The sequence below is a fragment of the Spongorhabdus nitratireducens genome (genome assembly GCA_947387575.1).
Lineage (GTDB): Bacteria > Pseudomonadota > Gammaproteobacteria > Pseudomonadales > Endozoicomonadaceae > CANDOC01.
In genome coordinates this window covers 195464-207538 of record CANDOC010000005.1, presented here as the reverse complement: position 1 = coordinate 207538, position 12075 = coordinate 195464, and the positions used below count along the sequence as shown (strand labels likewise).

Below are 12075 nucleotides of genomic sequence, written 5' to 3'. Positions count from 1 at the left end.
TGATCAATCAGGCAAGGCTCCCTATCAGAGATACTTTGCCTGATTGAACATTTTCATTTTTTTCGTATCTACAACTGCAATAACTATTTTCAAAGCATTTGTGATGTCAGAAAACAGAACTGTCCATATTAATGATAAAACTTTCACTGTATCCCGTGGCTGTGCTGACTGGGTGTGGGATGCATGGCAGCAGGGAGACTGGCAGAAAGATACCCTGAATGTATTTGACCGCTTTATTCACCCGGACAAAGCCGTCATTGATATGGGGGCATGGATCGGTCCGCTGTCACTCTATGCTGCAACACGCACCCGTGGCGAGATTCACTCCATTGAACCGGATCAGACCAGCTATACAGAACTGACTCATAATTTTTCCCTCAATCCTGAATATTCTAACCGCCTTTTTGCCCACCCGGTTGCCATCGGGCCTGAAAACAAGACAGCCACACTCTATGGCCGCCGGAACTTTGGGGATTCGGCTTCGAGCCTTTTATCACGCACAAAAGATCGCGGTTTAGAGCAATCGGTTCAAGTTCAGACACTGGAAGCCTTCCTTAAGCAGAACAATATATCTGATATCGGTTTTCTGAAAATCGATATTGAGGGTGGGGAGTTTGCGCTACTGCCACAGATTAGAAACTGGCTGGCAGAGCATACGCCAACACTACACCTTTCGCTTCATACCCCTTTTCTCAGAGAGGCATATTTCAGACAGTATTCAAACCAGTGGCTGGGCAAGCATCTCAATAAATTGGAGTCAAAGTCTGGCATTTCCCTACTCAGCAACCGCTTTGTTAATCCTAAACTAACTGCATTACTGTCGAGTCTGGCTTGCTACCGGTTCATCTATTCAGAAGAGGGCCACGAGGTTAGTCTGAACAATCTACATCCGAATAGACTATGCAAAGACACTATTGATTTAGTGTTCACTAATGAAAAATGGTAAACAGAACAGGTTATCAAAAAGGTTCCGTTGACTAGCAGTTACAGGCACTACAACTCAAATATTGGTAAGTTCTGATTCAGCACTCTCAACGACACAACAGATCAATGCTGAGAATGCTGAATAAAACAAACCTGAAAAGAACTAATAGCTGCTCTTTTCTGAACTATGATTGAAAGTAATCCAGCACCACCTGATGATGATCCTTGGTTTTGAACTTGTTAAACACATTCTCAATCATTCCATTTTCATCAATCAGGAAAGTGATTCGGTGAATGCCATCGAAAACCCTGCCCATAAATTTCTTTTCACCCCATACACCGAAAGCATCAGCAATCGCATGGTCTTCGTCAGACAGCAAGGTAATTGCCAGCTCTTTTTTTGTCTCAAAATTCTTCAGGCGCTTTACCGGATCGGGACTAATCCCGAAAACCTTAACTCCCAAATGATCAAACTCGGATTTGTGCTCTGTCAGGCTACAAGCCTGAACAGTACAGCCCGGTGTTGATGCCTTGGGGTAAAAGTAGACCAGCACTTTGCTTCCCTGCTGATCTGCCAGTGATACCGGCTCACCATTCTGATCATTGAGGGTAAATGCCGGAGCCTTGTCACCTGCCTGCAGTGTTTCAATTGCTGCCATAATTCTCATTCTCTATCGTAAATTGACATCAGTACCCGCTCTAGAGGAGTGGTACGAACGACCCGCAAACTATAGCACTCGATATCTGAAAGCGGCAGTTTTACGCTCAGTTGCAGCATTATATTTTATTGCAGAATACAGTATGCTGTGCGCTGCATTTTGCACCGTGTTATTCGGCAAAAATAATCTGCAATACAACCTGATTGCCTGGAAGCATAGAAAAATAATGCCGCACCTTCTTGAATACCTCGCCAGCATACCTCTGTTTCTGGCCTATTTTGGTACTGCTGCCGGTCTGACAGCGCTCTACATTATTATTTACACCCTGATCACCCCTCATAAGGAAATGGAGCTGATCAAACAGAATAACCCTGCTGCAGCACTGGCGTTCGGAGGCAGTCTGATCGGTTTCGTACTGCCGCTTGCCAGTGTTATTGCCAATTCGGTTGACCTGCCGGATATGATCCTGTGGGGTGCTGTGGCACTTGTGGTTCAGCTGCTCACCTTCTATACCCTGCGTCTTTTTATTCCCAGAATCTCCGAGCATATTGCCAACAATGAAATTGCTTCCGGCATCTGGCTAGGCACTGTATCCATTGCTGCCGGTATCCTTAATGCCGCTTGCCTGACCTACTGAGCGGAGTCAAAGGAATGAAACGTTCAAAAAGCCTCCGGCTTTCATTGCTGGGTGTGACTCCTTTTGTGCTCGCCGGATGTGGCGCCCCTTCACAGGATGCGCTGATATACCCTGATGCTTCAGACTGCGCCCGTGACGGTCAGTTGTCGTCTGCACTTTGTACTTCCGAATACAAACAGGCCTACCGGACTCATCTGCGCACTGTACCCCGCTACAAATACCGGATGCATTGTGCTGATGACTTTGGCTCTACCTGTGAACGACAAACGACCGGTGATTATATTCCAACCATGCAGGGCTATATGCTGGCAACCCGCGAACAGCGGGATCAGGGTATGTCCTTTGCTCCGGTACCCCTCTATCTCAGCGACGATGGAGATTATGTAACCGGTGACTATCAGGATATAGATCGCCGTTCCCGCTCAGGCAAAATCAGGGTGCCGAAGCACAAAACCGTTAAGCCTACAGTCAAAACCACCACCATGACCCGGGGCGGTTTTGGTAGTCGGGCAGCGTCTTTCGGCAGCTGGGGAGGATAGCCGGTGCAGCGGATCGGCATGGAGCCCAGAAAGCATTGGCAACGACAGGCAGAGTCCCTCGGTTTCAGCTTTCACAGCATGAATGGTGATACTTACTGGGATGAATCAGCCTGTTACCGCTTTTCCCTCAGCCAGATAGAGAATGATATCGAGACTCCGACAGAAGAGATCCACCAGATGTGCCTGCAACTTGTCGACAAGGCAGTCCACTCTGAGAGAATGATGGACCAACTTTGTATTCCGGCTGTTCACTGGGATCTGGTACGAAACTCCTGGCTTGACCGGGAGCCTCATCTCTACGGTCGGATGGATTTTGCCTATGACGGCCGGGGGCCAGCAAAGTTCTATGAATACAATGCCGATACACCAACTTCACTCTATGAGTCAGCCTTCTTTCAGTGGCTATGGCTGGAAGAAATGGTCAATACCGGCAAGCTGCCCCCAGAGTCGGATCAATTCAACCTAATTCAGGAAATGCTGATTGAGGTGCTGGTGTTATTGAAAAAAAACCGGCTTGGAGACAACCCTCTCTATCTTTCCAGCTGTAAGGACACAGCTGAGGACTTTGGAACAGTAGAGTACTTTCGGGATTGCGCACTTCAGGCGGGTATCGATGCCCGATTTATCTATGTAGAAGATATCGGCGTCAGTACTAATGGCCAGTATACAGATCTGGATAACATGACGATTCCTGCACTGTTCAAACTGTACCCGTGGGAGTTCATGTTTGAAGAAAGCTATGGTCGTCATCTGGAAGAGTCCGGAACACTTTTTCTGGAGCCGCCATGGAAAGCCATTCTCTCCAACAAGGCAATTCTGCCGTTGCTCTGGCAGGAATACCGGGGGCACCCTAACCTGCTGCCGAGTTATTTTGAATCAGATAAAAAAAGCTCGGATCTGGGATCACGGTTTGTGAAAAAACCGCTGTTTTCAAGAGAAGGGGCGAATATTTCCGTATACAGTGAAGGACAATGTACTACTCGGGTTGATGGTCCTTACTGCACAGATAACTGCATTCTTCAACAATACCATCCGGTACCGCAATTCAACGGCAACCATACCCTGATTGGCAGCTGGGTTATTGGCGATCGTGCTGCCGGCATCGGGATCAGGGAAGACAGCACAGCCATTACCAGAGATAGCTCCCGGTTTTTACCTCATATTATCGAGGATCGGGAGCTGTAGTTCTGTAGTTTTAGTGATAGTCAGAGGTGCAGACTAAATGATCTTTTTGATCAATACCTGCACCTTCAAGCGTCGAATACGCTTCAGTAGTTGTTGCACTTCTGCAGGATAATCGCGTACTTTTTCCAGCTGGCGATAATTATCAATGCGTCGGGCATTGGCCAGAATCAGCATTTGCTCATGTTCAAACTCTGCCTGCAGCTGCTGTCCGTTATCCTGCACCAGAATTCCATTCTCAAGATCCAGCCCCCATGCCCTGGGGTTGAGATTGCTGCCGGTTATCATTGCCCGCTTGCCATCAGCATACAAGCCTTTCAGGTGATAGCTATTGTCACTGTGTTTCCACAGCATCAGGTTCAGCAGCCCGGAATCAATATCATTTTGATGTCGACGGGCAAATGAGCGCAGGTTGTGCTCATACAGATAAGGCAGGCCACCAATTGTGGAAAACGGTTGGTCCGGCGCAATATAAAAATCGTTGGCGGTTTTATCACCCACAACAATCGTTACTTTAATCCCGCGTTTTAATAACCCGTTGATATCCCTGGACAAGGACCGGGGCATATTAAAATAGGGCGTACAGATAAACAGCTCGCGCTCGGTTGAACGCACCAGATCACTGATAGCCCGATTTAACCGGTTTCCGCGAGCTCCGATACCACATAACGGCGTCAGGCCGATCTGACCATCCACATGATCAGGAGCATACTCATACTCTGCGTTACGCAGGATACGGCGTGAACGTCGAATGGCCGGCTTTATCTTCCTGTGCTGACAGTTTTCAGCATCATTTAAAGGTTTTACCGCTGGATTTTCACGCAGGTGCTCATCCGCAAACCGGACAAAGCTGTCACTTAACGACTGACTGCAGATTTCATGATAACGATCGTAACGGTAGCGCTCAGCCTGGTGAAGATAGACATCATTGATGCTAGCCCCTGAATACAGCACCGTATCATCGAAGACAAAGCCTTTGAGATGAAGCACGCCAAACACTTCCCGATTTTTTACCGGTACTCCATGGATACAAACCGGATGCTGATATTCGGCGCAAATACGCTGATAAAAGTCCCGGTTGGTCTGAGCAGCCTTTTCTCCGATACGTCCCCGTTGTGCCCGGTGGAAGTCAACAAAGATATGAACATCCAGTTCCGGCCGGGCCTGTTTAGCTTCTAGCAGAGCCCGCAACACCTGCTCCCCGGCAGTGTCAGCCTCGAGATACAGGGCCGTGATGTAAATTCTGTGTGATGCCTGTTGAATCAACTCCAGCAGGCGTTCCCGAAAGGCGCTGGTCGATTTGATAATACTGTAATCACCGGCTTCAACCGCCACCTGGGGCAAGCTGGACAGTCGTTCCCGATAATATGCTGGTGCGAACATTTCTATGCCTGAGTAACATCCTGCCTACCTGAAACGGCCATTAATGCGGCATCCAGAAACTTCCCCTTATCGAGCAGTCCCCCCGCTGCCAGACAGTCTTCAGTAGCAGTACCAAAATACGAAACCATGCACTTTACCAAAATTTTCAGTGCACCGCAGACTTTGTGCTCCGATTGTATCGAATTGGAACCATCTCTTCCTTCAGTACCTTCCCCAAGAAACGGTTCCTCTGTTGCCGGGAAGAAAAAACTTATAGGATTCCGACCAATACTTATGTCAGGAGGAAACATTGTGACCAATATTCTGTTGCTGGTCTTTATTGCCGCCATGTTGTTCTGGGGCAAACGCCGGATGGATCGTATCAAGCAACTGGCCAAAGAAAACCTTAAAGAAGGTCAGGAGTTTTTGAAAAAGAATGCTGAACAAGAGGGGGTATTCAGTACTGACTCCGGTTTGCAATATCAGATTTTACAACAGGTTGAGGACAACAATAACAAGCCTTCGGCTACTGACCGGGTTCGGGTTCACTATCACGGCACACTGATCGATGGCACTGTTTTCGATAGCTCGGTTGAACGTGGCAGTCCGATATCATTCGGCCTCAACCAGGTTATTCCCGGCTGGACTGAGGGCTTACAGCTGATGTCCGTCGGCGAAAAGTACCGTCTTTTTATTCCTTCCAATCTCGGATATGGCACTCAAAGCGCTGGCAGTATCCCGCGCTGCTCTGTGCTGATTTTTGAGGTGGAGTTGCTGGGTATTAATGAATAAGTAACTTTAGCGCCTGCAGGCACAAGATCGTGCCTGCTACTCCCATCACACAAAGCCTCCCTGAATAAAATCCCGCTTCAAGCCACTATAATCACCTTATTCTTATACGCTTTAACCCACTGGTCACGGAGGATCAGTCAACAATATCAACACATCAATACTTCAATGTATCTTAACGTTCTGATTGGGCTGGTATTTTTTCTTACCTATCCATGTTCTGCGGCAAAGCCTGAGCCACTGGTTTTCCACTGGAGGCAATCTGAAGTACACACGGCAGCCATAACTCAGGCCGTCAATACTATCCTGCGAAGTTATCAACAACATCCTGTTGCGCTGAAAGAAAGATTAAAGATTCACCTTTTTGCCCGTGCACGCAGGGAAGGAAAGCTGAAAGTCTCTCTCGACATCATTAACCTGACTCACCACTCCGGGATTGAACAATGTGAACAGGGTGATAGTTTTTGTGAGTGGAATTTACCCGCAGGTGGGCAGATAAGAGCAACCATCACCGGCAGTAAGCTGCAACAGGTTCTGATATCAAGAACTACTACCTCCTCCAACACTACAACTTTACAGATATTACCTGCTTATCATGAAGTACCGATTGATGCATCTGACTTGCAATGGCTGGAAGAGTTAACAATTTATATCAGCGTCCCAGGCACATGGACTCCGGTTGACAGCGTTTATGTCCATCTAATGCACCTGTCCGGCCAAAAATTTTGTTGTTCTCCACCCAATAGAACACGGACCAGATTTCGCCCCGGTTTTTTCAGCATTTACTGCCCGGGTAGTGAATCGGAAACAGAGCAGATACTCACCCCAGACTTTGCACGTCAGTTGCTTGACCGCGAAATGGCTGATCTGAATTTACAGCTCAAGGCCCTGACAGCAGATGAACCTCCGTCTACATGCAGTTCGTTGTATGAGTATGCTCCTGATCCGCTTGAAACAGTCGCTATTTCCTCAATAGAAGAAATGAAACAGCAATTGCAACCGGCGCTTGATTTAGCCAACCACGGAATGGACTTTTCTGATCCGGAATCAAGACCGTGGCATCGCTACTTCACCTCTTTGCCGGTTTATTCAATGATAAGTACCCTGGCAACGTGCGTAAGCCAGACGAAGAGCAAAAGCCTGCAAGTAGATTCATGGGGTAGTTTTCTTGACAAGCCACATGAAATCCGTCGCAAACTGGAGACCGATCTCTCCGGTTTACTCACTGATACAGATTCAGACTTTCATAATCAAAATCTGTCACACCGAACCTATGCCGCCCTGATACTGGATACTGACCCCAGATCAGCACTCAGGGGTCAGCTTGGATTGTTTGCACGCCGTCAATTGGACAGATATGTCTGCCTTGGAGCTTATGGTGGTTTTTTATGCCACCATAAAGAGCAGAAGGCACTTGAACGTTATTATGGTCTGGAAGTAGCAGATTATATTCACGATACGGGACCCAGCCGTTCCAACCGGTTGATTATCAGCCCCTATCAAACAGGTAATTTACTCAGTCTGGTCAACACGGATCGCCTGCGGGAACACCAGCCTGACCCTCAACACCCACGAAATCTCAACAGAATCGGCGTCAGATACAATGGAATCAGTTATATTGTTTTTGCTACATCCGAACATATACCTGCTCATACCGAGCTATTAAGTGATTATGGAGGTGTCATTCAATCTGCTCTCCAACAGGGCAGTGATCATGAAACCCCGCCAGACAATAGTGACGATTTCGATGACAGTGCGAGTATCATCAGCATTTCCAGCACTCAATCCGAGACTGGATATGAAGCAATGGAACTTGGTGAAGGGTCTGAAACAGGTTCCGAAGAGAGCTCAACCCTCCCCCAGACATTGATCAAGTCAAAGCAAAGCCGTACGGACTCCCGACGAAGACTGAACTACGCCTGTGAGCAATGCGACAGGAGGTATTCTCCCTATGAAATTATTTATCACATGCTCGCTTGCCACAATGAACCAGCTTTTATCTGTCCTGTGGTACATTGCCTGTCTGTGTTCAAGGTCAGTGAATTTGATAAATATCTGGAGCACATTCAGCAGGCTCGGGCTGGACATACGATAAAGAGTAATCACTTATGCAAGGAAGCTGATTGTCATTACGGCTCCCCGCGACTGGATTTATTTCAGAAACACTGCAAACAGCCTCATCGCAAACGCTCCGTGTACTCATTACCTTTCCGTAGCAACTGCAAAATACTCCAAAGCTGGAATCTTCACTGGACCCAGCTTGGTAAAGGTATTAAATCAGCATATATATGCCCGATCTGTGCCGCTACATTTGACGGCGGCCAAAAGCTGGCTTCGCATGTCACATCATCACACGCAACACCCTGCCTGTTCTGCCCCGTAAAGGGATGTAGCAGTGCTTTCAGCAGTTATGATTACTGGTTTTATCATGTGTTAATGATCAAACGTGTTGCACAGGGGCTGGGATTAAAAGTATGTGAAAATAAATTGTGCCATCACATCTATTCCCGCCCGGAAGTTCCTCACAGCTGCACCGAATCAATAGCACCAGAGCTTTTGCCTGCCAGCTGCCCGACTCATCAATGCCCGGAAAAATTCTCCTCAGCCGATGCAGTAACAGAACATGTCCAACTAAAACGCACGGCAACGGGTGACACCCTGCACTGTCCCAATAAGTACTGTCATATCAGAACAAAAGTTCAATCCAGGCTGGATCGCCACTTGGGATCAAAAGGGGTATGTCCATCATCACCCCGGGTTTTTCAGGCAATTCCTCATCATCTGTATAACATCACCCCAAGATTGCTCAGAACTCACACATCTCAGGACATACTGCGCGGACTTAAACGAGGTCAGCCTGAGAAAACGGCTGTAGACAAGGCCAAATTAACTTCTGGCAAAAAAACAACAAAAAAGAAGGTCCCGGCTAAAAAGATAGGAACCAAAAGAAGTAAATAAATATCAGAACAAGAGTACGTTTTCACTGTACAGCAATAACATCAAAAACCAGTCATTCCGGAGAAGCCGCTGTTAATGAAATGCACAGAATAATCATGTGCCTCTTTTGCATATCCTATTCTGTACTGGCTTTCAGCGGCCGCACAGAGCCCATGGTATTTCACTGGCTTCAGACAGCCCCCATCGAATCCTCTCCTGAACATCCTCTATGCCTGAAAATGATATTGCGTAGCCTGCAAGAGTTCCCCGTTAGCCTGAATGACGGCACTTCATTCACGCTTTTGTTATATGCCAGAGCTAAACGCCCCGGAACAGTAAAACTTAAACTTAAAATAAAGAGCTTGATAGATCAGTCAAGCCGGACCATGTTAAGCCACCCCGATGAGGGTTTCTGCTGGCATCTTACCCCGCATTCCCTGGTACATTTGAAGCTATCCGGCCGAAACCTGAAATATATTTCGGTCAGAGAAACGCCCGAAGAATGTAGCCCTCTCCCGTTCGAAACAGTTCTCCCAGTTACTCACGAAATAGCCCTCGATAGCCCTGCTCTGGACTGGCTGGAAGAGTTAGTTATCTTTATAACAAGTCGAAAAACTATCCTGCCGGAACAATGCCAAACCTCCATACATTTAATGGGACATTCCGGGATGTGCTACCAAAATCATGTCAGCAGCATCAGTTTAATGGAGGATTACTATCGACCCGGATTTTTCAGTATTCTTGTCCACCCTGCCCAGGGATTAGCTGAATCTCAACTATCACGAGCACTGTGCGGCAACCTATTGGAATGGATGTATTCACAATACCAACGCCCCTTGTTGAATCAGATATTTTCAGCTGAGCCTTTTGAACCTCAATCACCCTGTATGCAAATTTCACCTCTCTTAAGTACAGTGCATGTTGAAACGTTCGAACAAAGGGTTGAACGGCTTGAACAGGCAGTTTCCGCTACATCACCATTACCTCTTATCCTCCCAGGGTCACCAAACCTGCCCGATGAGCATCGCTACTATACTGGAGGCCCTGTTTATCCTTCAGTATCGGAAATGGCCGAAAAAAGTTTTCATAGTTGTGGTCAGGGCCTCACGGTTAATTTGCTGGGAGAGATGATCAAGGCCTCTTCTGAAGATCGTGCAGAGATACACGCAAATGTGGAAAGTTTTATGCTGGAGGGGTTAAGAGATCAAAATAGTCATCTTAACAAATTGACCTACCCTGCCCTGATTCTTGATACCGACGCCCGAGGAGCACTGGCAGGACAGCTGGGACTGTTCGCCCGACAGGATATTCCCGCTTTCATGCCTCTGGGTGCCTATGGAGGCATGCTGTGTCATAAGCAGGAACAGTCAATTTTGGAGCGGCATCAGGGAGCTGCCGTTATGGATTATTGTCATACTACCGGTCATCAAAAGCGCAAGCTGTTGATTATCAACCCGTATCAGGTTGGGAATCTTTTGAGTCTTTGTAATACCGATCGACTTGTGGAACATCAAATCGATCCGGACCATCCTCGCAATCTTGAAAAACTGGCAGTTATATCGAACCAGATGAGCTATATAGTTTTCGTATCAAAGCGTGTTATTAAAAAAAACTCTGAACTTTTTATTGATTACGGCTCCGAATTTCAGAAACGTCTATTACAGCGACAAGCAGCCATACAAAAACTTAAGGGTGACGCACAGTTACCCTCTCCTTCTTTGGAAAGACATTCAGCAAGAGATGATGAATCTGGATTTAGAAAAAGAAAAAATGAATATAAGCCTCCATTCACCCGGCTCAAGAAGAAGATTGCGGCAGAAGCCTGAGCCACTCAAGTTGCTATACTGGCGTCATTGCAAATAAAAAATAATATTCCAGGCGGATGTTCTCTGTATGCACACGACCCCCACCAAGCCTGTTCTAAACCCTCAAGCCAATAATCCACAGAAACAAAAGACTTTTGTTATTTTAATTGGCACCATGAAAATGTCCGGGGTTTCAACCTGGGCAGTAAACCTCGCTACAGCACTGAAGGCATCTGGAGAGCATGTCACTTTGCTTTGTATGGGTGAACCCGGAGAGATTACTATTCCGGATCAACTCTCTATAACTTATCTGCACCGACCCAGAACAAATCCTGCCCTTCGTGTCCTGAGGCTATTGATGGTTCAGAAGTTGTTGCCGAGATGGTTTAAACGTATGGAGTGGAGAGTCCGGGAGCATCGAGTAGAAAAGTCGTTACAAAAAATCCATGCCGCTACACCGATCGACCTGATTATCAAGGATTTTACAACAGATGCTCCAGCATCTATTTATAACTACCCGACCACGGGAGTCATTCACCAATTATTATCAGAGTGCTGGCATATCCCCAAAGTAAAACAACATCGGGAAGATCCTTATACGTGCCGTATAGCGGTATCCAGAGCAACACAAAGTGATGCTGTAGAGTTAAACCTTTCTGTACGCAACGTCATTTACAACCCACTCCCATATGGCGGAAAAATTGAGCAGAAAAATACAGGAGGTGCTGATATTTTGTTTGTCGGTAACGTCAGCAAAATGAAAGGTGCATTCAGACTTTTTAATGCTTATATAGAATCGGGGCTTAAGAACCGGCTTGTATATATTGGCTATGGAAGTGCTGTAAACCCGCTGAAAAAACTGATCTCGGAACATCATCTTGAGAACAGGGTGATAATGAAAGGTTATATTGCTGATCCGAAGCCATTCATAAAAAATTCAGCTCTGTTAGTACTGCCTTCTTACCATGAAGCCATGGGCTACTCCGCTATCGAAGCACTGTGCCTTGGTACTCCGGTTATTGTGACTCGCTATGCCGCTGCAGAAGAGTTCATTGATCCGCAGTATATTGTCGATGGTCAAGATGATGTAGAAGTTTGTTCCAACCTGGCAGTAAAGATGAAACAGGTACTAAAATCAGACTATTGTTTTGATTATAGCCTGAGCCGATTTAAAAAGATGCAACCCAGTTTTGTTGCTGCAGAATATCGCCGTCTGGCAGATTCTCTTTGAATTTTAAATC

The 12075-nt window shown here is 46.7% G+C and carries 10 protein-coding genes; 8 read left to right on the top strand and 2 right to left on the bottom strand.

Annotated features, from left to right (window positions below; translation table 11 throughout):
• The first annotated feature begins 103 nt into the window (after positions 1-103).
• Positions 104-946 (top strand): FkbM family methyltransferase, encoded by an 843-nt coding sequence (locus ACYZZ0_RS11185; protein ID WP_461536709.1) that lies wholly within the window; start codon positions 104-106, stop codon positions 944-946.
• A 163-nt stretch (positions 947-1109) separates the two neighbouring features.
• Here ACYZZ0_RS11185 and bcp read toward each other — a convergent pair whose 3' ends face one another.
• Complete coding sequence (bcp, locus tag ACYZZ0_RS11180; protein ID WP_461536708.1) at positions 1110-1583, bottom strand: thioredoxin-dependent thiol peroxidase; 474 nt, start codon at positions 1581-1583, stop codon at positions 1110-1112.
• Between the two features lie 226 nt (positions 1584-1809).
• On the opposite strand from bcp, the gene ACYZZ0_RS11175 reads away from it, so the two are divergent.
• Genes ACYZZ0_RS11175 through ACYZZ0_RS11165 form a run of 3 tightly spaced genes read left to right on the top strand, consistent with a single transcriptional unit; the run spans position 1810 to position 3944 of the window.
• A complete protein-coding gene (locus ACYZZ0_RS11175) occupies positions 1810-2220 on the top strand; it encodes a DUF350 domain-containing protein (RefSeq protein WP_461536707.1) in 411 nt (136 codons plus the stop codon).
• A gap of 14 nt (positions 2221-2234) precedes the next feature.
• Positions 2235-2759: a DUF1190 domain-containing protein gene (locus tag ACYZZ0_RS11170; protein ID WP_461536706.1), complete on the top strand. Its 525-nt coding sequence runs from the start codon at positions 2235-2237 to the stop codon at positions 2757-2759.
• A gap of 3 nt (positions 2760-2762) precedes the next feature.
• Positions 2763-3944, top strand: a complete 1182-nt coding sequence (locus ACYZZ0_RS11165; RefSeq protein WP_461536705.1) for a glutathionylspermidine synthase family protein — start codon at positions 2763-2765, stop codon at positions 3942-3944.
• Between the two features lie 33 nt (positions 3945-3977).
• On the opposite strand, the gene pssA is transcribed toward ACYZZ0_RS11165, so the two are convergent.
• On the bottom strand, positions 3978-5324 hold the full coding sequence (gene pssA, locus ACYZZ0_RS11160; RefSeq protein ID WP_461536704.1) for a CDP-diacylglycerol--serine O-phosphatidyltransferase: 1347 nt from the start codon (positions 5322-5324) through the stop codon (positions 3978-3980).
• 291 nt (positions 5325-5615) lie between these two features.
• Here pssA and ACYZZ0_RS11155 point away from each other — a divergent pair, with 291 nt between their 5' ends.
• The 4 genes from ACYZZ0_RS11155 (at position 5616) to ACYZZ0_RS11140 (ending at position 12065) form a co-directional block, all read left to right on the top strand.
• Positions 5616-6095, top strand: a complete 480-nt coding sequence (locus ACYZZ0_RS11155; protein WP_461536703.1) for an FKBP-type peptidyl-prolyl cis-trans isomerase — start codon at positions 5616-5618, stop codon at positions 6093-6095.
• Positions 6096-6260: 165 nt separating this feature from the next.
• Positions 6261-9050: an SET domain-containing protein gene (locus tag ACYZZ0_RS11150; RefSeq protein WP_461536702.1), complete on the top strand. Its 2790-nt coding sequence runs from the start codon at positions 6261-6263 to the stop codon at positions 9048-9050.
• 224 nt (positions 9051-9274) lie between these two features.
• Complete coding sequence (locus ACYZZ0_RS11145) at positions 9275-10855, top strand: SET domain-containing protein (protein WP_461536701.1); 1581 nt, start codon at positions 9275-9277, stop codon at positions 10853-10855.
• Between the two features lie 337 nt (positions 10856-11192).
• On the top strand, positions 11193-12065 hold the full coding sequence (locus tag ACYZZ0_RS11140; RefSeq protein WP_461536700.1) for a glycosyltransferase: 873 nt from the start codon (positions 11193-11195) through the stop codon (positions 12063-12065).
• Positions 12066-12075: the final 10 nt, after the last annotated feature.